The following is a 23,572-nucleotide window of genomic DNA, read 5'->3' on the forward strand; positions in this document are numbered from 1 at the left end:
GTGCCGGCCACGTCATCTTCACTCTGCGCTCACCGCCTTGTACAGAAAATCCCGGTTGTACAGGCGATCATCCAGCCCAGTGAGGAGCCGAGACGTGACACCCCCGACCGTAGGTATCAGTGCCTGCCTGACTGGCGCCCCCGTGCGTCACGATGGCGGGCATCGCCATGCGCGTTTCTGCACTGGTGCACTGGCGCGGTTCGTTACACTGAGCCCCCTGTGCCCGGAAGTGGGTGCTGGCCTGGGTGTACCGCGTCCGACGATGCAGCTGCGGCGACAGCGGGATGAAGTGCGTCTGGTGGCGCGTCGTTCCGGCACGGACCATACCGGCGCGCTTCAGGCGTGGAGCGCGAGTGTCATGCCGACGCTGGCAACACTGTCGGGTTTTATCCTGATGGGCAAGTCACCCAGTTGCGGCATGACGCGTGTGCGTTGCTACGACGAACACGGCACACTGCGTGGCCTATCGGAACAAGGGCTGTTCGCGCAGGCACTGCAACGGCATTTTCCCTTGTTGCCGGTGGAAGAGGCGGGGCGTCTGAACGATCCGGTGCTGCGTGAAAATTTTATCGCGCGGGTATTTGTCTATCATGACTGGCAACAGTCACAGCCGCTGACGCCGGCCGCGCTGATTGCCTTTCATACGCGCCACAAACTGCAATTGCTGGCCCACTCGCAACATGCCTATCGAACACTCGGCGCACTGTTGGGCAATCTGCGTGCACGCCCGCTGGAGATGCTTGCCGGGGATTATATCCAGGGCCTGATGGCGGCGCTGGCCACGCCGGCACGGCGCGGTGCACACGTCAATGTGTTGCAGCACATCGCCGGTTATTTTCGTGGCCGCATCAGTGCCGATGAACGGCTGGCGATGCAGGAGCAGATCGACGCCTATCTGCGTGGCGAAGTGCCGTTGGTTGTGCCGGTCACGCTGTTGCGGCAGTGGTTGCGTCGCGCGCCGGACCGTTACCTGGCGGAGCAGGCCTACCTGCAGCCTTACCCTGATGCCCTGGGCCTGAGGAACAGCCTGTGAACCGTCCGTTGCCCGCTGCCGCCCAGGCAAGTGTGTCGATCAGCCGTCTGAGTGAACTGACCGGCGTGAACCCGGTGACGCTGCGTGCGTGGGAGCGTCGTTACGGCCTGTTGCGCCCACAGCGCACTGACAAAGGCCACCGGCTTTACAGCGAGGAAGATGTGCAGCGCGTGCACCACATCCTCGACTGGTTGCACAAGGGCGTCGCCATCAGCCGCGTGCGGCCATTGCTGGCCGGTGATGCCGGGGCGCAGGTCGACGCAGACTGGCAGGCGTTGCTGGCGCCCGCCATCACGGCGCTGACACACATGGACCCGCGCCGGCTGGAGCAGCACTTCAACCGGGTGGCCGCCGAGTATCCGCTGGAGCAAGTGGTGACCTGCTGGATCACGCCGCTGATGACCCATGCCCGGTTGCACATGCCGGCCGAGCCGGGTGCCGCGGGCATGCTGCACGGTTTTCTCCGCGCCCGGCTCGGTATTCGCCAGTGGCAGGCTGCGCGGCGGGGCGGTCGCGCGGCACGTGTGCTGGTGATGCCATGGGGCAGCGATGATGATCTGGAGGCGCTGATGCAGACCGCAATACTGCTGGAGAACGGCATCCCTGCATTGTCTCTGCCGGCGCTGCCGGAAGGCGAGCAGGTGCGCCTGCTGGCGGCGCAGGCGAGCGTGCGCGCGTTATTGCTGGTGTTGTCACCGGGCCTGACCCGAACCGCTTTGCGCCGGCGCCTGGGGGCCGCGCCACGGCATCTGCGTGTGCCGCTGTATGTCTGCGGTGATGCGGTGCCGTTGCTGGCGCCACTGCCGGAAGGTGTGCAGGCCGTGTCCGGCGACTACGGCGAGACGGCGCGGGCGTTGCAAGGGCTGCTGCCTGCTGCGACGGCGCACGGGGAGGGCAACCGATGACGGCGCTGGTCTGGTATCGCAATGATCTGCGGGTGCACGATCACCAGGCGCTGGCGGCAGCGGTGTCCAGCGGGCTGCCGGTGCGGGCGCTGTATCTGCTTTGTCCCGGGCAGTGGGAGGCGCATCAGGTGGCGCCGTTGCGGCGCTGGTATGTGCTGTCCTCGCTGCGGGAACTGGGCCAGGCGCTGGCTGCGCTGGGCATCGTGCTGGATGTGATCGACTGTGGTGATTTTGCCGGCGTACCGCAGGCGCTGGCCGATTACTGCCGGCGCCATCAGGTCAGCCAGCTGTTCTGCACACGGGAATACCCGCTCAACGAACTGCGCCGTGACCGTGCCGTGGCCGATGTGCTGGGTGGCCTGGGCATCGCATTGCAGGGGTTCGATGACAGTGTGCTGGTGCCGCCGCGGGCGCTGAAAACGGGGCAGGGCACGCCCTACACGGTCTTCACGCCTTACCGTCGCCGTTGGCAGCATTATCTGGACGAGCATCCGCCGGCCCCGCCAGCGCGACCACGCAAGCGCGAGGCGGTGGCATTCCGGGATGATAACAGTCTGCGCAAGGCACTGGCTGCGCTGGATGTCCCGGCCTCGCTGCAGGCGCACTGGCAGCCGGGCGAAGCTGCTGCGCGGCGGCGATTGCAGGGCTTCGTGCGCGAAGGGCTGGCCGGTTACAAGGCTCAACGCGATTTTCCCGCGCAAGCGGGCACCAGCCTGTTGTCGGTCGCATTGTCCGCCGGCACGTTGAGCGTGCAGCGCTGCTATCTGATGGCACGGGAAGCGATGGCGCGCGAGGCTGACACGGAAGAAGGGGCCCTGGTCTGGATTGGTGAACTGGCCTGGCGCGACTTTTACCGGCAGATCATGGCGAATTTTCCTCACCTGGCCTGGGGGGCGCCGTTTCGCGAAGAGACAAAGTGGCTGCAGTGGCAGCGTGATGAACAATGCTTCCAGGCATGGTGCGAAGGGCGCACCGGATATCCTCTGGTGGATGCCGCCATGCGTCAGCTCAACCAGACCGGCTGGATGCATAACCGGCTGCGGATGGTCACCGCGATGTTCCTGACCAAGCACCTGTTCATCGACTGGCGCTGGGGCGAGGCGTACTTCATGCGGCAGTTGCTGGACGGAGATTTCGCTGCCAACAACGGCGGCTGGCAATGGAGTGCATCGACCGGCACGGATGCGGCGCCGTACTTCCGTGTGTTCAGCCCGATACGGCAGAGCGAACGGTTTGATCCGGATGGCGTGTTCATCAAGCAGTATGTACCAGAATTGCACGGGCTGACCGGCAAGGCGCTGCACCAGCCCTGGCTGGCACCGATGCTGGCGCCGGACTATCCGTCACCGATTGTCCAGCATGAGGGGGTACGGGAGCGCGTAACGGCCGCGTTCCAGCAGGCCCGCGACATTGGCGGCTCAACCGGGATCGTCGAAGCCGTGAAAAACAGGAACTGTATATGAGCCGACGTATTGCCGTAATTGGTGCCGGTATCAGCGGCCTGACCGCTGCCTGGCTGCTGGGCCGCCGCCATGCTGTGACGTTGTTCGAAGCGGCACCTGTGCTCGGCGGCCACACCTGCACCGTGCCGGTGTCGCGTGACCACGGTGAGTACCGCATCGACGTGGGGTTTATTGTCTTCAATAACCGGACCTATCCTCATTTCAACACGCTGCTGTCGCAGATCGGTGTCGGCCGCCAGGCGGCGTCGATGGGCTTTGCGGTGAGCTGCCCGCACACCGGGGTGGAATATTCCGGCGCGGGTCTCAAGGGGGTATTCGCTCAGCGGCGTAACCTGGTATCTCCGGCGCACTGGCGCATGCTGCGCGATATCCTGCGTTTCAACCGAGAAGCGCCGGCGCTGCTCCACGATGAAGCGGGCGAATTGCCGTTGGGTGAATACCTGCGCCGCGCCGGCTACGGTGAACGGTTCATGACGCACTATATCCTGCCCATGGGCGGTGCCATCTGGTCGTGCAGCGAGCAGACCATGGCGGATTTTCCGGCGAAGTTCTTTATCCGTTTTTTCGAGAACCACGGCCTGCTGAGTCTTCGCAACCGGCCGCAATGGTATGTGGTGCCCGGTGGTTCTGCCCGTTATCTGGATGCGCTGGTGCCGCAGATCCGGGCCGACATTCGCACAGACAGCCCTGTGCTGGCGGTGCGGCGGGAAACGCAGGGGATAATCGTCAGCACGGCGGCCTGCGGCAATGAACACTTTGACGAGGTGGTGCTGGCCTGCCACAGCGACCAGGCGCTGGCGTTGCTGCAGGACGCGGACGCGGACGAGCAGCAATGTCTGGCAGACATTCCCTACCAGGAAAATGATGTGGTGCTGCATACCGATACCCGTCTGCTGCCGCGCCGCCGCGCGGTCTGGTCAAGCTGGAATGCGCTGTTGCCTGAAGGCGGCACGCGGCCAGATGGCGCGCCGATCCAGGTCACCTACAACATGAATATCCTGCAGGGCATCCAGGCCCCGGAAACCTTCTGTGTCACGCTCAATGCCACGGACCGGATTGCACCGGACAAGGTCATCAGCCGGCACCGTTTTTTTCACCCCGTGTTCACCACGCGCGGCCTAGCGTCGAGACAGAAAATCGGTGAGATCAACGGTCGCCGCCACACCTGGTTCTGTGGAGCCTGGTGCAGGAACGGCTTTCATGAGGATGGCGTCGTGTCTGCACTGCGTGTCGCCGAGGCCTTCGGAGAAAAGCTGTGAACCATGCCTTGTGCCAGGGCGCTGTCTGGCACCAGCGGCAGACGCCGGTGCAGCATCGTTTCAGTTATCCGCTGTGGTTGCTGCGGGTCGATCTTGAGGACATCGACGGCCTGTTGGCGCGGCACTGGAGCTGGGGCCGCCGCTGGCGACCGTTAACGGTGCGTGAGCAGGACTACCTGACACCCCCTGTGCCGGGTGATGCGCGTCCGTTGCATGCCCGCGTGCGCGAGAAGGCAGCGAGCCTCGGGCTGGACTGGCGAGAAGGGCGTGTATTGATGCTTGCGCAGCCGCGATGCCTGGGCTGGTTGTTCAATCCGCTGGTGCTGTACTGGCATATCCCGCCCGGCGCCACGCAGGCTGGCAGCGTGTTGGCGGAAGTCAGTAACACACCCTGGCATGAGCGCCACTGGTATGCGCTGGTGGCAGATGGCGACGGCACGTTTTCTGTCCAGCACGACAAGGCGTTTCATGTCTCCCCGTTCATGGACATGGCTATGCAGTACCGTTGGCGGCTGGCAATGAATGACGCCAGCATCACGGTGCGTATTGAAAACTGGTCGGCGGATGAGCGGGTGTTTGTGGCGGGCATGCGTCTGAAATGCCAGCCCGCGCACCCTGAACAGCTTGGCAGCGTACTGCGCCGGTTTGGCTGGCAGACACTGCGGGTGAGTGCGGCCATCTACGTCCAGGCGTTGCGTTTGTGGCGCAAGGGCGTGCCGTTCCATCCGCACCCGGCGAAAGCGGGCAGTGCGGATGCGCGTCAGTCATCAATGGAGAAATGATGGTATGGGCATGCTGAGATTCCAGAGCCAGGCGGGAACAGACCAGATGAGTGCACTGGATCGTCTGGCCCGTCGCTTTGTGTTGCGCACACTGGCGCGGTTTCCGGTTGGCCGTCTGCAATTGGTGGAGCCAGACGGTAACCGTCTGCTGATCGGCGAAGGCCATCCGGCCGCCGCGTTGCGCATCCTCGACTGGCGTGCCTATCGCATGTTGTTTACCGGCGGTGCGCTTGGTGCTGGCGAAGGCTGGATGGAAGAGCTCTGGGACAGCGACGACCTGGTCGGTGTGGTGCGTTTTTTCGCCGCCAACATCGAACCGATGCAGGCGCTGGAGGGCGGTGCCGCGCGCATGCTGCAACCGCTGCGCAGCATGTTGCACAGCTTCAACCGGAATTCCATTACCGGCTCCAGGCGCAACATCGCTGCGCATTATGATCTTGGCAACGATTTCTTCAGGCTGTTTCTCGACCCGACCATGATGTATTCCAGCGCCATCTATGCCCGCGAGGATATGACGCTGGAAGAGGCTGCCTTGCACAAACTGGATGTGATCTGCCGGAAGCTTCAGCTCGGCCCGGACAACCATCTGCTTGAGATCGGTACCGGCTGGGGTGGCCTGGCATTGCACGCTGCGCGTCACTATGGCTGCCGTGTGACCACTACCACCATCTCTGCCGAACAGTACGCCTACGCATGCGCACGGGTGTCGGAGGCGGGGCTGGCGGACCGCGTCACGGTGCTGGACCAGGATTATCGTCAGTTGACGGGGCGTTACGACCGCATCGTCTCGGTGGAAATGATCGAGGCAGTGGGGCACCAGTACCTGCCGGGATACTTCGCCAGGCTCAATGACCTGCTCACCGACGATGGGCTGCTGCTGTTGCAGGCCATCACCATCCCCGATCAGCGTTACCACTACGCACTGCGTCAGGTGGATTTCATCAAGCGTTATATTTTCCCCGGCGGCTTCCTGCCGTCACTGCGGGTGATCTGCAGTGGTCTGGGCCGTCATACCCGCCTGCAACCGGAGCAGGTGGATGACATCGGGCTGGATTATGCCCGCACCCTGGCCGACTGGCGCAGCCGTTTCCTGGCGGCACGTCAGCAGGTGGCTGCCCTGGGCTTTGATGAGCGCTTTCGCCGCATGTGGGATTACTACCTGTGCTACTGCGAAGGGGCATTTCGCGAGGGCGCCATCAGCACGGTGCAGCTGCTGGCGGCCGGCCCCGCCCGCCGTGGCCGGCCGGCCGCGCAGGGGTGAACGTCGCCGCTACCTGTACCCGGGCGGTTTTGTGCTATCATGCGCGTTGAAACTGCCTAACAGGCGTTCACTAACTTGTTGAAAGGGAAGCAAAACTTCCCTTCTGATGCCGATGACAGCACAGGCTATCGAGCTGGTGCGCGAGCACCTCGACCGCATTCAGGCCACTGATGAACTGGATGCCGTGCAGCGGGAAGCATACCGCCGCCGCATCAAGGAATTGTTACAGGCACGCAATGCCGTGCTGGTGGCCCACTATTACACCGACCCGGAAATCCAGGCGCTGGCGGAAGCAACCGGTGGTTGTGTCGCCGATTCGCTGGAGATGGCCCGGTTCGGCAAAGAGCACCCTGCGTCCACGTTGATCGTTGCGGGGGTGCGTTTCATGGGCGAGACGGCGAAGATTCTCAGCCCGGAAAAGCGCGTGTTCATGCCGACCCTGGAAGCGACCTGTTCGCTGGATCTGGGCTGCCCGGTGGATGAATTTTCGGCCTACTGTGACCAGCACCCGGACCGTACCGTGGTGGTGTATGCCAACACCTCCGCTGCGGTGAAGGCGCGCGCTGACTGGGTGGTGACGTCCAGCATCGCGGTGGAACTGATCGAGCATCTGGACCGCCAGGGTGAAAAAATCCTGTGGGCGCCGGATCGCCACCTGGGCGATTACGTGGCCCGCCAGACCGGCGCCGATGTGCTGTGCTGGGACAGTGCCTGCATCGTGCACGAAGAATTCAAGGCGCGTGGCGTGCTGGACCTGAAAAAAGCCTGGCCGGATGCCGCAGTGCTGGTGCACCCCGAATCGCCGGCGTCGGTGGTGGATATCGCCGATGTGGTGGGCTCCACCTCGCAGCTGATCAAGGCGGCCTGTGAGTTGCCGAACCAGACCCTGATCGTCGCCACCGACCGCGGCATCTTCTACAAGATGCAGCAACTGGCGCCGCACAAGACGTTCATTGAAGCGCCCACCGCCGGCAGCGGTGCCACCTGTCGCAGTTGTGCGCACTGCCCGTGGATGGCCATGAATGGCCTGGAGAACATGTGCCGTGTGCTGGAAGATGCGGACGGCGCAGGGCAGGAAATCTTTGTTGATCCGGCGATTGCCGAACAGGCCATGATTCCGCTGAACCGGATGCTGGATTTCGGTAAATCACTGCAGCGCTGAGCGCGACGGATCACTCCACACCAGCAAAACGAGAGAACCCGCCAGATGGCGGGTTCTCTTGTTGTCGTCAGGCTGTTGCAGCCGCCGGGCGCCGCCGGCGACGACGACGGCGCTGGGCATCGCCTTTGGCATCGTTGCTGACGCCACTGGCGGCGACCTTCGGCCGTTCGCCACGGGGCTGCTGACGTGGTGCGGCGTTGCGTGGATTACGCGGTGCGGCATGGCCGCCGCCGTTGCCACGCGGTGCAGCGCCGCGGTTGCGGCCGTTGGGAATCGGTTCCGGCTTGATGCTCGGGTCCGGTTCGAAGCCTGGCAGGGTGGCTTTCGGCAGCGCGCGGCCGATCAGTTTCTCGATGCCGCCGAGCAGTTTCTTTTCATCCACGCACACCAGCGAAATGGCTTCGCCCTCGGCGCCGGCGCGGCCGGTACGACCGATGCGGTGCACGTAGTCTTCGGCCACGTTCGGCAGTTCGAAATTCACCACATGCGGCAGTTCGCTGATATCGATACCGCGTGCAGCGATGTCCGTGGCTACCAGCACCTGCAGTGCCCCGGCCTTGAATTCCGACAGGGCGCGGGTGCGTGCCGACTGGCTCTTGTTGCCATGGATCGCCATCGCGGTGATGCCCTGTTTGCCGAGCTGCTCTGCCAGCCGGTTGGCGCCGTGCTTGGTGCGGGTGAACACCAGCACCTGATACCAGTTATGACGGGTGATCAGTTCGGCCAGCAGTTCGCGCTTACGTTCGCGGTCGACCAGATAGATTTTCTGCGCCACGGTTTCAGCGGTGGCGTTGCGACGCGCCACTTCGATCAGTGCCGGCTTGTCCAGCAGCCCTTCTGCCAGTGCCTTGATCTCATCGGAGAAGGTGGCAGAGAACAGCAGGTTCTGGCGTTTCGACGGCAGCAGTTTCAGTACCCGGCGAATGTCGTGGATAAAGCCCATGTCGAGCATGCGGTCGGCTTCATCCAGCACCAGGATTTCGACACCGGAGAGATCCACCGTGCCCTGGCCGGCGTGATCCAGCAGGCGGCCGGGGCAGGCGACCAGAATATCCAGCGGCTTTCTCAGGCGATCCACCTGCGGCTGCATGCCGACACCGCCGAACATGACCATGGAGCTGAGTTTCAGATAACGGCTGTAGACGCGCACGGACTCTTCCACCTGCGCGGCCAGCTCCCGGGTGGGTGCCAGGATCAGCGTGCGGATGCGGCCGGGTTTGCGCGCCGGTGTGTCGATCAATCGTTGCAGGATCGGCAGGGTGAAGCCTGCCGTCTTGCCGGTGCCGGTTTGTGCACCGGCCAGCAGATCACCGCCGTCGAGAACGGCGGGGATCGCCTGGCGCTGGATCGGGGTAGGTGTTTCATAGCCCTGCTCGCGCACAGCGCGCAGGATGGCTTCATGCAAGCCCAGTTCGGAAAACGACATCAAGTCTCCGGAAATATGGTGGCCTGTCGCCAGTGTCATGGCGCCAGTCTCAGGCGGGTTGGGGGGTGTTCGGTGAAGGCGGGTTGTCGCTGACTGGGGGCGACAAGGGGCGCCCATGGTACAGGGCAAACGGGCGCGCGGCCAGTGCAGGTCAGAATTCTTCGTTGGCGAGCTGTTCCATGGTGCGTAATCGGGCCCGGAGCTGGGTGTGCAGGGCGAACTGCTCGCGGCTCTGTTCCAGCGCGAAGCGCATCTGTTCAATGCCGCGTTTCTCCTGGCCCATGGCAAACAGGTATTCGCCGCGTGCCTGATGGGTGCGGGCCCGGTCGCCTTCCTTGCCCCAGGCTTCGGCAAGCATGCGGTAGAGCAGCGGGTCCTGGCGTTTCAGCAGCAGTTGGTCGAGCACCTGGCGGGCCTGGGCAGGTTCGTTGATCGCCAGCAGGTTGTCGGCCAGCAGCACCGAGGCCGCGTAGTTGCCGGGAATCACGTCCAGTACTTCGCGCAGCATCCGCACCGCCTGTTGCGGGTCGCCGCGCTTCTGCGCCACCTCGGCCAGCGCGGTACGGAACCAGAATTGATCCGGAGACTGTTCGGCCAGTGTGCGCAGCGTGCGTTCAGCCAGATCGAAATCGCGGGTGCGCAGCGCACTCATGGCCAGGCCAAAGCCGGCGGCCTGTTGGCTGATGCTGCTGCCGCCTTCGTATTGGTTGCGGAAGTAGTTCAACCCCTGCTGCGGGTCGCTATAGAAACCGGCCTGCACACGTGCGCGGATCAGATTGAAATCCGGGCTCATGCGCAGGCGGGGCCGGGCCAGCCCTTCGGCGCGGCTGCGGCTGTCGGCGACGCGGTCTTCGGTCACCGGGTGGCTGAGGACGAATTCCGGCGGGTTGCCGGCGTACTGGCGGCTGCGCAGCATGCGCTCGAAAAAGCGCGGCATGGCATAGGGGTCCATGCCGGCGTTGACCATGGTCTGCATGCCGACACGGTCGGCTTCACGTTCGTGGTGGCGCGAATAGGCCAGCTGCGACTGGATCGCGGCGGCCTGGGTGGTGGCGATGCCGGCCATGCCGGCCTGGGCGTCGCCGGCAATGGCCACCGCCATGCTGGCCAGCATGGCGGCCAGCATGGTGTAGTTCATGCGCTTGCTGTCGGCATAGCGACGGGTGAAGTGGCGCTGGCTGACGTGTGCGATCTCGTGCGCGATCACGGCCGCGACCTCGTCTTCACTCTCGGCATTGAGAAACAGGCCGGCGTTTAGGCCGATCACGCCGCCGGGTACGGCAAACGCATTGATATCGCGGTTATTGACCACCACGATGGCGAGGTCCGGTTCGGCCAGGTCGCTGTAGGAGGCGAGACGGTAAACCAGATGCTCAACGTAATCCTGTACCAGCGGGTCTTCCAGCAGCGGCGCCTGTCCGCGCAGACTGCGCAGCCAGCCACGGCCGAGGCGGTATTCCTGCTCCGGAGTCAGCAGTGTGCCGCTGGGGTCACCCAGATCCGGCAGATTCTGTGTGTTGGCGTAGCCCGTCACTGGCGGCATCACGAGTGCCAATACCAGCAGAGGAAGGCAAAACACCCGCAGGTATGCCAAAGTCGTCTCCTGAAAGCTTCGCGGGCCAGTATAATGCAGAGCCTTGGTGCCGGGGCATTGCTGTCGCACCCGGTTTTTTTGGCCCTGAACTGTAAAGCTGTGTTGAACCATGCCTGAGAAAACCCTGTCCGAGGACGCGTTCGAGGAGCTGGATGCCACCGGCCTGCGTTGTCCGCTGCCACTGCTGAAGACCCGCCAGGCGCTGCGCACGCTGTTACCGGGCCAGTTGTTGCGGGTGCGCGCCACGGACACCGGCGCTCGTCGTGACATACCCGCCTACCTCAGACAGTCGGGCCATGAACTGGTTCGCCTGACTGAACAGGGTGGTGAATTGCAGTTTATTATTCGCGTCGCTGAACACGCCGCCTGACAGGAGCAGTACATGCTTGAGGTGTTACGGAACTGGTACCACGCCTACTTCTCCGACGAAGAAGCGGTCTACCTGCTGTTTATCCTGGCAGCCGGGCTGGTACTGATCCTGTTGCTGGGCAAGATGCTTGCCCCGGCGCTGACGGCGCTGGTGGTGGCGTATCTGCTGCAAGGGCTGGTGGCGCGGCTGACCCGGTTCGGCGTGCCGGAGCGGGTGGCGGTCTGGATCGTGTTCCTGCTGTTCCTGACGGCCCTGGTGGTGACGCTGATGCTGCTGATGCCGGTGATCTGGAAGCAGACCCTGAACCTGGTGCAGGACCAGCTGCCACGCCTGCTCAACGCGGGCGAGCGCTGGCTGCGTGCTCTACCGGCGGAGTACCCGGAGGTCATTTCCATTCATCAGGTCAACGCGATTGTCGATCTGGCCCAGCGAGAGCTGGCGCATGCCGGGCAGATGTTCCTGACGCTGTCGCTGTCGTCGATTCCTGGCCTGATGGACGTGCTGATCTTCCTGGTGCTGGTCCCGCTGCTGGTGTTTTTCTTCATGGCCGACCGCAAGCAACTGGTGGACTGGGCGACGTCTTTTCTGCCGGACCGACGCCGCGTGCTGGCAAACGTGTGGGCGGAAATGGACCAGCAGATCGCCAACTATGTGCGTGGCAAGGCGGTGGAAATCCTGATCGTCGGCATCGCCACCTATATCGTCTTCGTGATCCTTGGGCTGAATTATGCGCTGCTGTTGGCCGTGGTGGTGGGGCTGTCGGTGCTGATTCCCTACATCGGCGCCACGGCCGCGACGATTCCTGTGGCGGCGGTGGCCTACGTGCAGTTTGGCTGGGGCGGTGACCTGGCGCTGGTGCTGGTGGCCTACGGCATCATCCAGTTCATCGACGGCAACATTCTGGTGCCGTTCCTGTTCTCCGAGGCGGTCAACCTGCACCCGGTGGCGATCATCATCGCCATCCTGCTGTTCGGTGGTTTGTGGGGATTCTGGGGCGTGTTTTTCGCCATTCCGCTGGCGACGCTGGCGAAGGCCGTGATCTACGCCTGGCCGAAGCACCAGCGCGCGGTGGTGGTTGAGCCACCGGTGCAGTGATCAGCGGGCCGCGCCTGCCGGTGCGGCCCGCAGCGGATCAAAGTGCCCTGGCGGCCGCCAGCACTTCTTCTGCGTGGCCGGCCACTTTGACCTTGCGCCATTCCTGCCGCAGCTTGCCGCTGGCATCGATCAGGAAGGTGCTGCGCTCAATGCCCTCGAATTCGCGGCCGTACATTTTCTTCAGCTTGATCACGTCGAACAGGCGGCACAGGGTTTCGTCCTCGTCCACCAGCAGTTCAAACGGGAAGCCGAGTTTGGCCTTGAAGTTCTCGTGGCTTTTCAGACTGTCCTTGGAGACGCCGAAAATCTCGCAGTCGGCTTTCTGAAACTCCCGGTAGAGATCGCGGAAGTCCGAGCCTTCGGTAGTGCAGCCGGGGGTGTTGTCTTTCGGGTAGAAATAGATCACCACCTTCCGGCCTTTCAATGCAGAAGAACGGATGGTCTGGTCGCCGGTGGCCTGGGCCGAGAATGCCGGTACCGGTTTGCCGACGGTGACAGTCTTGCTCATGGTCATGCTCCGTGGTGAAACGAAAGATCAGCGACGACGCGGCTGCAATGTGGCATCCAGGTTGCGCGCCTCGCAGAAATCCAGGAACTGCTCGCGCAGACGGCCGAGGGATTCCTGGGCTGGCACGCTCAGGGTCAGGTGCAGGCTGAACATGCGTGTGCCGGTATGCGGTGCCGCGTACGTGCCGGTGGTGAGGTCATCGATATTGATGCCGCGTCCGGAAAAGAAGCCGGCGATTTCGTGCACGATGCCAGGGTGGTCCATGGACACCACCTCCACCAGATAGGGCAGTGCGCTGGGCCGTTCACCGGGTGTGCGGGTGCGCTTCAGCGTCAGGGTCAGGTCCAGTGCCTGTTCCAGGTCGGCACGGGCACTTTCCAGCGCCGCCAGGGTCTGTTCCGTGCCGGACACCAGCATCAGCACGGCAAATTCGCCGCCGAGCACGGTCATGCGGGAGTCGAGAATGTTGCCTTCGCGTTCGAGTACCGCGCCGGTGAGCGCCTGCACGATGCCGGGGCGGTCGGAACCCAGCGCGGAAATGACGATCAGTTGTTCCATGATCCGGAATCCTCGGGCTGTGCGCCCGCGCGAGCGGGCGATGGGCAGTCTGGTGCGGCGGGCGTGAGCGCCTGGTCAAGGCCCGGCCGCCGCGTGAAGACATCTTACCGGCCGGGGCCGGCGCTGTCCCGCCGCTCGCCTTGTCGCCAACTATGCCGGCAAGTACCATTAGCCGCTTGCCACGGCAGCATGCCGGGCAGGCATGAGTCCCCGAGACAGACTGAGCATCAACTGAGAGACAAGCCGGAGAGAACGTGGATATTCGCGGCAGTATTGTAGCCCTGGTCACCCCCATGCACGCAGACGGTTCCGTGGACTGGGAGCGGCTGCGAAAGCTGGTCGACTGGCACGTCGCGCAGGGCACCGATGCGATCGTCGCCGTGGGCACCACCGGCGAGTCGGCCACGCTCGGTTTTGAAGAACACGACCTGGTGATCCGCGAGATCATCTCTGCCGCGGGCGGCCGTATCCCGATCATTGCCGGTACCGGGGCCAACTCCACCGAAGAGGCCATCCGGCTGACCCGCGACGCCCAGCGCGCCGGTGCCGATGCCTGCCTTCTGGTGACGCCGTACTACAACAAGCCGACCCAGGAAGGCCTGTACCAGCACTACCTGGCCATCGCCCGCGAAGTGGACATCCCGCAGATCCTCTACAACGTGCCGGGCCGCACCGCCTGCGACATGCTGCCGGAAACCGTGGTGCGCCTGAGCAAAGTACCGAACATCGTCGGCATCAAGGAAGCCACCGGCAACCTGGAGCGTGCCCGCGAACTGCTGGAGCGTTGCGACGACGGCTTCATGGTCTATTCCGGTGACGACGCGACCGCCATCGAGTTCATCCTGCTCGGTGGCCAGGGCAACATTTCCGTGACCGCCAACGTGATGCCCGGGCAGATGGCGAAAGCCTGCGCCGCAGCGCTGAGCGGCGATGCAGACGGCGCCCGTGCCCTGGATGCCGACATGAGCGCGCTGCACCGCGACCTGTTTATCGAATCCAACCCGATCCCGGTGAAATGGGCCCTGTATGAAATGGGCCTGATCGACCGGGGTATCCGCCTGCCACTGACGCCGTTATCGGCGCCGGCGCAGGATCGTTTGCGGCAGACCCTGCGTGAAGCGGGCCTGCTGGAGGTGCAATGAACAGAACATGCCTGACGGTGGTACTGCTGCCGGTATTGATCACGGGTTGCAGTTGGGTGCCGGACCGGACCCTGGTGTATCAGGAGGCACAGACCGGCAAACGCATGGACGTACCCGAGGGGATGTGGTTCAGCGGTTTCGACGACCGCTATCCGATACCGGATGTCGAGAACCGCATCCAGATCGAGGATTCATCCGACGAGCGCTTTGTTGTGCCCGAGCCGCCGCAACTGGTGGTGCTGGGGCAGGCTGCCGCCCCCGAGGAGGCGAGCACGCCACGCCCGGACAATCCGGGTGCGATCCTCGGCCGTGACGGCAACGGCTACCCGATCATCATGCTGAGCACCCAGTTTGTCTGGGCGTGGGAGTATGTTGGCCAGGCGGTCGCCAAGACCGACCTGCGTGTGGACGACCGGGATCGGGAATCCGGCATCCTCTATGTGCGTGTGCCGTCGGAATACGGCCTCACGGAGCGCCAGGCGCAGCTCAAGCTGAGCCAGACCGTGAACGGAATCCAGGTGGCGGTGCTCAACCAGACCGGCACCAGCCTGGTGGATCGGGAGCCGGGGCAGGCCATTCTGCAACGCCTGTACAACGAACTGTGAGGCTCGCCTCGCTCGGCAGCGGCAGCAAGGGCAACGCCACGCTGATCCGGGCCGGGGATACGCTGGTGCTGGTGGACTGCGGCTTTGCCGTGCGTGAGACCTGCGAGCGGCTGGCGCGGCTGGGGTTGTCGCCGGCGGACCTGAGCGCGGTGGTGGTGACCCACGAGCACGGTGACCATATCCGCGGCGTGCTGCCTCTGGCGCGCCGATATCACTTGCCGGTCCACATGACCTTCGGTACCTTGCGCGCCATCAGCGCACCGAACAGCCGCCATAGCCTGGAAGGCGTCACGGTGCAGGAAGTACGGCCGGGCCGCGCGTTTTCTGTGGGTGACCTGGCGGTGATGCCGGTGCCTGTCCCGCACGATGCCCGCGAACCGTGCCAGTACGTGTTTGAAAGCGGTGGCCGCCGCACCGGGGTGCTCACCGATCTGGGCTCGATCACGACGCACGTGACCGAAGCCTACAGCGCCTGCGACGCGCTGTTGCTGGAGTGCAACCATGATCCGGCGATGCTGGCCGCCGGGCCGTATCCGTTTTCGCTGAAGCGGCGCGTGGGCGGTGACCTGGGCCACCTGAGCAATCAGCAGGCCGGCTCGCTGGTGCGGGTGCTGGAACAGCACCGGCTGCAGCATCTGGTGCTCTCGCACCTGAGCGAACAGAACAATACTCCGGCGCATGCGCTGGAGGCCATTGCCGCTGCCGGGCTGGATGATGCCGCCCGGGTCCGGGTGGCCTGCCAGCAGCAGGGTTTTGACTGGCTGGAAGTGAATTGACGGGCTGCCCGGTGCAGCATGAGCGACAAGGTGAGGGCAATGGAAAAACGTACAGAGCTTTATTCCGGCAAGGCGAAATCGGTATTCACCACCGACGACGAACAGCGCATGGTGATGTGGTTCCGCGATGACACCTCGGCGTTCGACGGCAAGAAAAAGGAAAAGCTCGAACGCAAGGGTGCGGTCAACAACCAGTTCAATGCCTTCATCATGCAGAAGCTGGCTGCCGCCGGTATTCCGACCCACTTCGAGAAGCTGCTGTCGCCGCAGGAATCGCTGGTCAAGCGCCTGACAATGATCCCGGTGGAATGTGTGGTGCGCAACATCAGCGCCGGCAGCATCTGCCGTCGTCTGGGGGTGGAAGAAGGGCTGGCGCTGAACCCGCCGACGTTCGAGATGTTCCTGAAGAACGACGCCCTCGGCGACCCGATGATCAACGAGTACCACGTGCGCAGCTTCGGCTGGGCCGAGCCGGAACACATCGAGAAAATGAAGGCACTGACCTTCCAGGTCAACGATGTGCTCAAGGCGCTGTTCCTCGACGGCAACATGCTGCTGGTGGACTACAAACTGGAATTCGGCCTGTTCAATGGCGAAGTGATGCTGGGTGATGAATTCTCCCCGGACGGCTGTCGCCTGTGGGATAAAGACACCCGCGAAAAACTCGACAAGGACCGCTTCCGTCAGGGGCTCGGCAGCGTGGTCGAAGCCTACGAAGAAGTGGGCCGCCGCCTGGGCATGACATTCGAATACTGATCCCGCCGCGTGCCGGACAGCCGCGCGGCTGTCCGGTGCCGCCTTGCCATTTCCTGCCCGCTGTACTTCAATGCCTTGGTGATTCTGTCATAACAAAAACAAGGCATGTCTTATGAAAACCCTCGTTCGTATTTCCCTCCTGGCCGTGCTCGTGGGGACACTGTCCGGCTGCTTCCTGACCAAACTCGTGACCACGCCCGTACGCCTGGTCGGTTCCGCCGGCACTGTGGTGGGCTCGGCCCTGTCGATCCTGCCGGTGGTGGGCAACCCGATCAACGACACTTTCCGTGAAGCCAATGGCGCCATCGACAAGGTCATGGACGGTGTCGACGATATTCCGATCTGATCCACCCATGCATGGCCGGCTGGCCGGCCAGGGAGCTGCGCATGTTCCACATCCAGACCCTGAACCAGATCGCTGTCTGCGGGCTCGAACGCTTTCCCCGTGAACGCTACGAAGTGGCCAGCGAATTCAGCCAGCCAGACGCCATCCTGCTGCGCAGCCACCGGCTTGGTGCAGAGGCGCTGCACCCCGGCCTCAAGGCGGTGGCCCGGGCCGGGGCCGGCGTCAATAACATCACCGTACCTGCCTTTACGGCGGCCGGCGTGCCCGTGTTCAACACACCCGGCGCGAACGCCAACGCGGTAAAGGAACTGGTGCTGGCGGCACTGCTGCTGGGCTCGCGCGGCATCCTGCCCGGTATCGACTGGGTGCGTTCGCTCACGGCGCTGGACGAGCAGGCCATGCACGCCACCATTGAGGCCGAGAAAAAGCGCTTTCGCGGGCAGGAACTGACCGGCCGCACACTGGGCGTGGTTGGCCTGGGCGCGATCGGCTCACGGGTGGCCGAAATGGCCCTCGGGCTGGGCATGCAGGTGATCGGTTTCGATCCGGCGCTGTCCGTGGACGCGGCCTGGCGGCTGCCCCATCAGGTGCGGCGCATGGAGAGCCTGCCGGCACTGATGGCGCGGGCGGATTATGTGACGTTGCACCTGCCGCTGCTGGAGAGCACCCGGCACCTGCTCGGGCGCGAGGCGTTCAGCCAGGCACGGCCGGGGATGCGATTGCTGAATTTTGCCCGCGACGGCATCGTCGATGATGCCGCCGCCCTCGAGGCGCTGCGCGCCGGGCGGCTGGCGGCCTACCTGACCGATTTCCCGTCCCCGGCGCTGATGCGCGAACCCGGCGTGGTGGCATTGCCGCACCTGGGCGCCAGTACCGGCGAATCGGAAGAAAACTGCGCACGCATGGCGGCCGACCAGCTGATCGATTTTCTCGAGCACGGCAATATCGTCAACGCGGTGAATTTCCCGACCCTGGTGCTGGAGCGCAGCGGCGGGCACCGGCTGGCGGTGAGTAACCGCAATGTGCCGAAAATGCTGGGCCAGTTGTTGTCCGTGCTGGCCGACGCCAACCTCAACGTGCTCGACATGCTCAACCGGAGCCGTGAGGACATCGCCTACAACCTGCTGGATCTGGAGACGGCGCCGGATGCGACGGTGCTCACCCGTCTGGCGGCTATTGAGGGTGTGGTCGGCGTGCGGCGGCTGCCGCCGGTCTGAGTTGTTCCGGCACCGGCGTGCGCTGTTTCAGGCTTGTCATCCCTCCGGGCGTTGCCCACAATGACGGCTTCCGCCGCTGGCGGATTGATATGTTCTCCGGGGTACTGCTGATCCATGTGATCCATGCCGCGCTCTCCACGCGGCGATAACGACAACAACAGAGGTTCTTTCCCGTCATGTTCAAGCGTATCGCGCTGTGCGCGCTCCTGTTGCTGCCCGTCCTGTCGCGGGCCGAGCTGCTGGTGGGTATCGGCTACATGAATGGCGTCGTCGGTCCGAACCTGGAATGGGCCTGGCAGCGCAATACTGCGTACGTCCTGCCCGGTGCCCATATGGGCAATCAGGGCCTGGAAGACGACTTCCGCTGGGTGGCCGGCCTGCGCCACCGCATTGATCGTGGCACTACCGTGACCAGTGGCTTCTTTACCGGCGCCATGGTGGGCGACCTGGGTGGCGAAAAGCATTACGAGCGCCTGGGTGTCGGCGGCGAGCTGGGCCATCAGTGGGTGGGCAACTTCCTGCGCCTGACGGTCAGCGGGGGCATCGCGCTGCTGGAAGAGATCAAGGAGGAAGACCTTGATATGGAGCCGCAACTCACCATCGGCGTCACGCTGAGCCTGCGTCGCTGAGACCCTGCCCCTTCCCCGGGGGTGATCTGAACCAGACAATCCGGGTCTGAATAGTGGCATTGTGCCTTTGAGCTGCTCCGCTGAGGCGCATCCTGCTCTGCCTATGGCGAAAGTCCGGCACTGATACGGGTCAAAACGGCTGAAGTTTTGCACAGCTTTTGAGCATGTTTCAGCTTGATGTCAATATCGTCCGGTAACTTGTTGATTTTCACAGTGCTGTTAATAACTGATTGAAAATAATGAGTTTTATTTTTTGAATAATTTTTCATCATTTTGACCTCTGGCCCCCTGTCACGGGGGCTGGGGCGGTTTCCCACCCTATTACCCACAGAGTTTTCCACAGATTCTGTGGGTAACTCCGGGTTGTTCATAAACTGACCTCTGTGATGGGAAACTGGCCTGTTGACGCGCGTGGACAGTACCAGTGGCCATTGCACTTTGTTGTATAGTCGGACAGGATTTTTCTGATTGTCCAACATCGACAGGGAACCGCCGCCAGAGGACGATGCCCGTGAGTTTCAAGGCCAACGACAGTCTTTCCGAACAGATCGCCCAGCATCTGGGGCGCCAGATCATCCGTGGCGAGATGCTGGCGGGGGATCGTATCCAGGAATTGCGTATTGCTGCCGAGCTGGAAGTGAGCCGGGGCTCGGTGCGCGAGTCGCTGCTGATCCTGCAACGCCGCCACCTGATCGACATCCTGCCGCGCCGTGGTGCGGTGGTGAAGGACATGTCCGAATCCCATGTCCGCAGCCTCTATGAAGTGATGCAGGTGCTGCTGGGCCTGGTGGTGCGCAAGGCCATCAAGGTGATGCAGGAGGATGATCTCGACCGCTTCATCGAACTGATCCACTTGCTTCAACAGCAGGTGGACGAGCGTGATACCGGCGCCTTCTTCGATCACAGCTTCCTGTTCTTCGAACTGCTGTATCCCTATGCCCGCAATACGTTCGTCGAAGACATCCTCGACAACCTGCAACCGGCCATCCAGCGTGCCTACTACATGGCGCTGCACATCGAGCAGGACGAGATGAAAGAGTGCCTGACATTCTTCAAGGCCATCATCGAGACGATCTTCCGCCGCGATATCCGCTCAGCGCTCGAGATTATCCGGGAGTTTGCCGAGCATCAGTCGTCGCTGGTGCAGGAATCGATCGTGCGTGCCCGCCAGATCGAGGCGGCGTGGGGGCGGCGCAAGAAGTAAACCGCCACGCTGCTGCGCTGTTCATTTTCTCGCCGGTGCCAGCCGTGCCGGGTTTGCCAGGCGCCCGGATGCGGCCGCGCGGAGGATGCGGCGAAAAGTCGGACACTCCAGATGGCTCGGTGCCGGGCAGGCCGCGGCATGACGCAGGCCGTCGCGCATGGCACTGAGCTGGCGGATGGTGGCGTCCAGTTCATCCGCCTTGGCGGAGAGCATGTTGCGGTCGATGTCCGGCTGACCATCCGGCGCAAACATCCGGGCGATCTCGTCCAGAGAGAATCCCGCCGCACGTCCGGCAGCAATCAGCGCCAGTTGCTCCAGCACGTGCCCCGGGAACACGCGCCGCAGGCCGTGCCGGCCAATCGAGGCAATCAATCCTTTCTCCTCATAGAACCTCAGCGTCGAGGCGGGCACGCCGCTGCGTTGTGCCGCCTCTGCGATATCCAGTGCCTTCATGGGCTTGACCTCAAGTCAGCTTGAATTGGCATAGTCCTGTTTTGCGATGGTGAAGACAAGGCACAGGAGATCAGGGTGAAAAACGGCAATGACAGGGAACGGCTGCAACGCATCCCGGTGGCTGGCGGGCTAATAGATGGGCAAAGAGGAGGCAGACCATGACGGAGCTGATGTGGGGGCTGGCCGCGGCGGTACTCGTCGGCAGTGGCGCGACGCTGGTGATGGACGTCTGGGGGCTGGTGCGGCAACACCTGCTCGGTGTGGCGCCGCTGAACTATGCACTGGTGGGGCGCTGGGTGCTGTATCTGGGCCGGGGGCGGCTGCGCCACCATCCGATCGCGGCGACACCGGCGGTGGCGGGTGAACGCTGGGTGGGCTGGGCGGTGCATTACCTGACCGGAGTGCTTTTCGCCATCGCGCTGCTGGCGATCTGGGGCACCGACTGGCTTTGCCGGCCAAGCCTGGGACCGGCGCTGATCGTGGGGCTGGTGACGGTGCTGGCGCCTTTTCTCATCATGCAGCCAGCCATGGGGGCGGGACTGGCGGCGCGTCGCACGCCCAGGCCTGGCCAGGCGCGCGTGCAGAGCCTGATCACCCATGCCGTATTCGGCCTGGGCCTGTACCTGGCCGGCCTGGTGACGGCGCAACTGGCCGGTTGGCTGGGTTGGGGGTCTTGCTAGCATTCACCTCCACGCTGTAGTCCAAGGAACGCCAGGCAAGGTGACGGGGGTTTCGGGCGGACCCAACGGGTTTCGGAGCGCGGCATGGCGCTCCTGAGGGTGATGCAGGAGAGGGGGTCAGTCGTTGAAAAGGTCTTCGGGGCATCTGGCATCCAGAACGCGCAGGGTCCAGGCTTCCAGCGTAGCGACATCGGCTTCTTGCAGCTGTGCTTCCACCTCAGGTGAAACGGGACCAAAGCGGTGTGTCAGCAGACCCAGCAGGATACGACGGGCTTCGTCGCAGCGGCCTTTTTCCATGCCTTGCGCCATGCCTTTCCGCATACCGTCCTGCAGCCCTTTGCGTTCGTACTCGGCGTACCATTCCTGGACCCGTTCAGCGAGCATGTCATCCACCTCCTGCAATTCCTGCATGGCCGGTATTGTGATATCTGGCAAGCGGCCCGGCAACAGTACCCGCCGGAGCCATTCGGTAAAGCTGCGGCGCAGGCCCGCCTGCTGGGGGGCGTGCAGCCAGTCTGTCAAATGCCGCAGTATCCGCTGAATGGCGGCGGCGTCACGGCTGTTCTCCAGCCGGAACAGGGCGGCCACTAGGTTCTGCAGCGGTGCTAGGGAACCTCTGAATAACTCCCCGGTGGTTCTGGCTTTCTGGGCGGCGCCTGATCAAGGCGCGACTTCGAAGGCATAGCGGGCTACGTCGAGAAGTCGTAACGCGGAGCAGGTGCCGCCCGGAAAGCCCCGCAGGGCGGGCGCTACAGCACGCATTAGCCGCGTTGCGTCGCTTGGCAAGGGCGATGCCATTGCCGGCGCGCCGCGCCTTGCTACTGCATGCTGTAGCGCCCGCAGAACCACCGGGGAGTTATTCAGAGGTTCCCTGGATCCTGGTCCTGAAAGCGGCCCTCGTCCAGCAGCAGATAGCGCAGCCGGGGCTGGTACCTGGCCAGTTCACCATGGACGGGGAAGACCAGGTCGCTGATATCGGTGGCCGCCTGCCAGCGCGGCCGGCCGTTGTAGAGCACCAATGGCACGATGGGGGGCAGGTGGCCGGTCTCGCCCAGTTGGCGGGTGCGGATCAGGTCCTGATAGAGCAGGGCGGCATAGTCCATGATGCGGACGGCCATATACGGGTCCACGGAGGACTGGAATTCCAGCAGCAGGTAGAGATAGAGCCAGTGTTCGCCCCATCGGACCCGCCAGATGACATCGGCACAGCGGCTGCGCAGATCGTCCGTGACGTAGCTGCCGTTTACTTTTTCGAGAGTGTCCAGGTCCAGTTCGGCCACCCAGCTCTCCGGCACAAAGCCGGTGAGCAGGTCGCGGACCATCTCCGGGTGGGAGAACAGCAGTCGGTAGCCGGTATCGTGGTCGTCCATGGCATGCTCCGGTGACACCGGCGCCTTCCCTGGCAGCGGCTGCGGAGCAGTATTCCATGGTCGGGCGGGTCGGCGTGTCAGCCATCGCCACCAAAGCGTGTAGGTGTCAGCCGACGTGGGCTGCCGGCGCAGGCGTACGTACCGGCGCGGGGGCGGGGCGCACACTGCCTTTTTCCAGCCAGAACAGGGTGCCGGCCACCACCGCGACCGGCATGATCACCAGGTTCACCAGTGGCAGCATGGTCAGGGCCAGGATCAGGCTGCCGAGGGCGGTCACCAGAATGCGCTGCTGGCGCAGTTGCCCCAGCATTTCTTCGAAGCTCACCAGGCGGGTGTCGGCGCCATAGTCGATGTACTGGATGGCCAGCATCCAGCCGGACCAGATAAACCAGATCACCGGCGCCAGCAGGTTCACCACCGGGATAAAGGACAGGATGCCGACCAGGATCAGCAACAGCACCGCGCGCCACAGCCAGTACCAGGTCTTGCGAAGCTCGCGCTTGAGAGTGCGCCAGATCATCGACGGGATGCTTTCCTCCGGCTGCGCGGGGAAGCCCAGCGGGGGCGCCACGCGGTTGTCCACCTGGGCAGCCAGAAAGCCCATGAACGGCGCGGCCACCAGTTGCACCACATAGGTGAATACGCTGGCCATCAGTGCCAGCAGCAGCACCCAGATCAGCAACTGTAGCAGGCCGGTGAACAGCCCGATGACCGGGTTCAGGAACGCCAGCCAGCCTTCCAGGGCCCAGCCGGCGGTCAGCGCACCCAGCAGACCGGTAAGCCAGCTGCCGGTAAACCAGTAGGCGCTACCGAACAGCAGGCTGTTGAACAGGATCGGGACAATCACCCACGGGCGGATGCCTGGCCCGAAGGCGAGGCGGGCGGCACGGCGGAGGTAGTGGATGGCTTCGGCAATGGGGGGCATGGCGGGTTGTTCCCTGTGGTGGCACATTCCTGACAGGCGGCCCAGTTTACCTG

Annotated in this window: 27 protein-coding genes; 18 read left to right on the forward strand and 9 right to left on the reverse strand. The window is 63.7% G+C overall.

Features of this window, described 5'->3' with window-relative positions; translation table 11 throughout:
* Nucleotides 1–94 precede the first annotated feature (94 nt).
* The 7 genes from S7S_RS06365 (at nucleotide 95) to nadA (ending at nucleotide 7,865) form a co-directional block, all read left to right on the forward strand.
* Nucleotides 95–1,033: a YbgA family protein gene (locus tag S7S_RS06365; protein WP_008739827.1), complete on the forward strand. Its 939-nt coding sequence runs from the start codon at nucleotides 95–97 to the stop codon at nucleotides 1,031–1,033.
* Nucleotides 1,030–1,938, forward strand: coding sequence for a MerR family transcriptional regulator (locus S7S_RS18800; protein ID WP_008739829.1), 909 nt, complete (start codon nucleotides 1,030–1,032; stop codon nucleotides 1,936–1,938). The genes S7S_RS06365 and S7S_RS18800 overlap by 4 nt, the downstream gene beginning before the upstream one ends.
* Nucleotides 1,935–3,401 (forward strand): deoxyribodipyrimidine photo-lyase, encoded by a 1,467-nt coding sequence (phrB, locus tag S7S_RS06375; RefSeq protein ID WP_008739832.1) that lies wholly within the window; start codon nucleotides 1,935–1,937, stop codon nucleotides 3,399–3,401. Before S7S_RS18800 ends, phrB begins: the two co-directional genes overlap by 4 nt.
* Entirely contained in the window at nucleotides 3,398–4,660 is a 1,263-nt protein-coding gene (locus S7S_RS06380) for an NAD(P)/FAD-dependent oxidoreductase (protein WP_008739834.1), read from the forward strand. Before phrB ends, S7S_RS06380 begins: the two co-directional genes overlap by 4 nt.
* Complete coding sequence (locus S7S_RS06385; RefSeq protein ID WP_008739836.1) at nucleotides 4,657–5,442, forward strand: DUF1365 domain-containing protein; 786 nt, start codon at nucleotides 4,657–4,659, stop codon at nucleotides 5,440–5,442. Before S7S_RS06380 ends, S7S_RS06385 begins: the two co-directional genes overlap by 4 nt.
* Before the next feature lie 4 nt (nucleotides 5,443–5,446).
* On the forward strand, nucleotides 5,447–6,703 hold the full coding sequence (locus tag S7S_RS06390; protein ID WP_082027649.1) for an SAM-dependent methyltransferase: 1,257 nt from the start codon (nucleotides 5,447–5,449) through the stop codon (nucleotides 6,701–6,703).
* 112 nt (nucleotides 6,704–6,815) lie between these two features.
* Nucleotides 6,816–7,865 carry a quinolinate synthase NadA gene (nadA, locus tag S7S_RS06395; protein WP_035205883.1) on the forward strand — a complete coding sequence of 350 codons (1,050 nt, stop codon included), beginning with the start codon at nucleotides 6,816–6,818 and terminating at the stop codon, nucleotides 7,863–7,865.
* A gap of 67 nt (nucleotides 7,866–7,932) precedes the next feature.
* Here the strand turns inward: nadA and S7S_RS06400 are convergent, their stop codons facing one another.
* On the reverse strand, nucleotides 7,933–9,291 hold the full coding sequence (locus S7S_RS06400; protein ID WP_008739839.1) for a DEAD/DEAH box helicase: 1,359 nt from the start codon (nucleotides 9,289–9,291) through the stop codon (nucleotides 7,933–7,935).
* Nucleotides 9,292–9,442: 151 nt separating this feature from the next.
* On the reverse strand, nucleotides 9,443–10,885 hold the full coding sequence (locus S7S_RS06405) for a M48 family metalloprotease (protein ID WP_008739840.1): 1,443 nt from the start codon (nucleotides 10,883–10,885) through the stop codon (nucleotides 9,443–9,445).
* A gap of 109 nt (nucleotides 10,886–10,994) precedes the next feature.
* Between S7S_RS06405 and S7S_RS06410 the strand changes: the two genes are divergently transcribed.
* Both S7S_RS06410 and S7S_RS06415 read left to right on the forward strand, forming a co-directional pair.
* Nucleotides 10,995–11,255, forward strand: coding sequence for a sulfurtransferase TusA family protein (locus tag S7S_RS06410; protein WP_008739841.1), 261 nt, complete (start codon nucleotides 10,995–10,997; stop codon nucleotides 11,253–11,255).
* 12 nt (nucleotides 11,256–11,267) lie between these two features.
* Nucleotides 11,268–12,350, forward strand: coding sequence for an AI-2E family transporter (locus tag S7S_RS06415; protein WP_008739842.1), 1,083 nt, complete (start codon nucleotides 11,268–11,270; stop codon nucleotides 12,348–12,350).
* A 37-nt stretch (nucleotides 12,351–12,387) separates the two neighbouring features.
* On the opposite strand, the gene S7S_RS06420 is transcribed toward S7S_RS06415, so the two are convergent.
* Together S7S_RS06420 and S7S_RS06425 are read right to left on the reverse strand one after the other, a co-directional pair.
* Nucleotides 12,388–12,858, reverse strand: coding sequence for a peroxiredoxin (locus S7S_RS06420; protein WP_008739843.1), 471 nt, complete (start codon nucleotides 12,856–12,858; stop codon nucleotides 12,388–12,390).
* Between the two features lie 27 nt (nucleotides 12,859–12,885).
* A complete protein-coding gene (locus S7S_RS06425; protein ID WP_008739844.1) occupies nucleotides 12,886–13,416 on the reverse strand; it encodes a glycine cleavage system transcriptional repressor in 531 nt (176 codons plus the stop codon).
* 254 nt (nucleotides 13,417–13,670) lie between these two features.
* On the opposite strand from S7S_RS06425, the gene dapA reads away from it, so the two are divergent.
* The 7 genes from dapA (at nucleotide 13,671) to S7S_RS06460 (ending at nucleotide 18,887) form a co-directional block, all read left to right on the forward strand.
* Nucleotides 13,671–14,558: a 4-hydroxy-tetrahydrodipicolinate synthase gene (gene dapA, locus S7S_RS06430; RefSeq protein ID WP_008739846.1), complete on the forward strand. Its 888-nt coding sequence runs from the start codon at nucleotides 13,671–13,673 to the stop codon at nucleotides 14,556–14,558.
* Nucleotides 14,555–15,163 (forward strand): outer membrane protein assembly factor BamC, encoded by a 609-nt coding sequence (locus S7S_RS06435; protein ID WP_008739847.1) that lies wholly within the window; start codon nucleotides 14,555–14,557, stop codon nucleotides 15,161–15,163. The genes dapA and S7S_RS06435 overlap by 4 nt, the downstream gene beginning before the upstream one ends.
* Complete coding sequence (locus S7S_RS06440) at nucleotides 15,160–15,939, forward strand: MBL fold metallo-hydrolase (RefSeq protein WP_008739849.1); 780 nt, start codon at nucleotides 15,160–15,162, stop codon at nucleotides 15,937–15,939. Before S7S_RS06435 ends, S7S_RS06440 begins: the two co-directional genes overlap by 4 nt.
* Before the next feature lie 39 nt (nucleotides 15,940–15,978).
* Nucleotides 15,979–16,695: a phosphoribosylaminoimidazolesuccinocarboxamide synthase gene (gene purC / locus S7S_RS06445; protein WP_008739851.1), complete on the forward strand. Its 717-nt coding sequence runs from the start codon at nucleotides 15,979–15,981 to the stop codon at nucleotides 16,693–16,695.
* A gap of 112 nt (nucleotides 16,696–16,807) precedes the next feature.
* Nucleotides 16,808–17,041: a DUF6726 family protein gene (locus S7S_RS06450; protein ID WP_008739852.1), complete on the forward strand. Its 234-nt coding sequence runs from the start codon at nucleotides 16,808–16,810 to the stop codon at nucleotides 17,039–17,041.
* A gap of 41 nt (nucleotides 17,042–17,082) precedes the next feature.
* The gene (locus S7S_RS06455) at nucleotides 17,083–18,258 is read left to right on the forward strand and encodes a phosphoglycerate dehydrogenase (RefSeq protein WP_041026075.1); all 1,176 of its coding nucleotides are present in this window, start codon (nucleotides 17,083–17,085) and stop codon (nucleotides 18,256–18,258) included.
* 176 nt (nucleotides 18,259–18,434) lie between these two features.
* Nucleotides 18,435–18,887, forward strand: coding sequence for a hypothetical protein (locus tag S7S_RS06460; RefSeq protein ID WP_008739856.1), 453 nt, complete (start codon nucleotides 18,435–18,437; stop codon nucleotides 18,885–18,887).
* A 101-nt stretch (nucleotides 18,888–18,988) separates the two neighbouring features.
* Here S7S_RS06460 and S7S_RS19570 read toward each other — a convergent pair whose 3' ends face one another.
* On the reverse strand, nucleotides 18,989–19,258 hold the full coding sequence (locus S7S_RS19570) for a hypothetical protein (RefSeq protein WP_144401610.1): 270 nt from the start codon (nucleotides 19,256–19,258) through the stop codon (nucleotides 18,989–18,991).
* A gap of 134 nt (nucleotides 19,259–19,392) precedes the next feature.
* On the opposite strand from S7S_RS19570, the gene S7S_RS06465 reads away from it, so the two are divergent.
* Nucleotides 19,393–20,091 (forward strand): GntR family transcriptional regulator, encoded by a 699-nt coding sequence (locus tag S7S_RS06465; protein WP_008739858.1) that lies wholly within the window; start codon nucleotides 19,393–19,395, stop codon nucleotides 20,089–20,091.
* A 21-nt stretch (nucleotides 20,092–20,112) separates the two neighbouring features.
* On the opposite strand, the gene S7S_RS06470 is transcribed toward S7S_RS06465, so the two are convergent.
* Nucleotides 20,113–20,544 carry a helix-turn-helix domain-containing protein gene (locus S7S_RS06470; RefSeq protein WP_008739860.1) on the reverse strand — a complete coding sequence of 144 codons (432 nt, stop codon included), beginning with the start codon at nucleotides 20,542–20,544 and terminating at the stop codon, nucleotides 20,113–20,115.
* A gap of 158 nt (nucleotides 20,545–20,702) precedes the next feature.
* Between S7S_RS06470 and S7S_RS06475 the strand changes: the two genes are divergently transcribed.
* Entirely contained in the window at nucleotides 20,703–21,224 is a 522-nt protein-coding gene (locus S7S_RS06475; protein ID WP_008739862.1) for a DUF2938 domain-containing protein, read from the forward strand.
* 117 nt (nucleotides 21,225–21,341) lie between these two features.
* On the opposite strand, the gene S7S_RS06480 is transcribed toward S7S_RS06475, so the two are convergent.
* The 3 genes from S7S_RS06480 to cysZ all read right to left on the reverse strand — a co-directional run bounded on the left by S7S_RS06480 (nucleotide 21,342) and on the right by cysZ (nucleotide 23,519).
* Nucleotides 21,342–21,812, reverse strand: coding sequence for a DUF4351 domain-containing protein (locus tag S7S_RS06480; RefSeq protein WP_238582946.1), 471 nt, complete (start codon nucleotides 21,810–21,812; stop codon nucleotides 21,342–21,344).
* Nucleotides 21,813–22,084: 272 nt separating this feature from the next.
* On the reverse strand, nucleotides 22,085–22,594 hold the full coding sequence (locus tag S7S_RS06485; RefSeq protein WP_052269213.1) for an Rpn family recombination-promoting nuclease/putative transposase: 510 nt from the start codon (nucleotides 22,592–22,594) through the stop codon (nucleotides 22,085–22,087).
* 106 nt (nucleotides 22,595–22,700) lie between these two features.
* Nucleotides 22,701–23,519, reverse strand: a complete 819-nt coding sequence (cysZ, locus tag S7S_RS06490) for a sulfate transporter CysZ (protein WP_008739013.1) — start codon at nucleotides 23,517–23,519, stop codon at nucleotides 22,701–22,703.
* Nucleotides 23,520–23,572 lie beyond the last annotated feature (53 nt).

Origin of the sequence: Isoalcanivorax pacificus W11-5, assembly GCF_000299335.2 — a bacterium.
Taxonomy (GTDB): Bacteria; Pseudomonadota; Gammaproteobacteria; order Pseudomonadales; family Alcanivoracaceae; genus Isoalcanivorax; species Isoalcanivorax pacificus.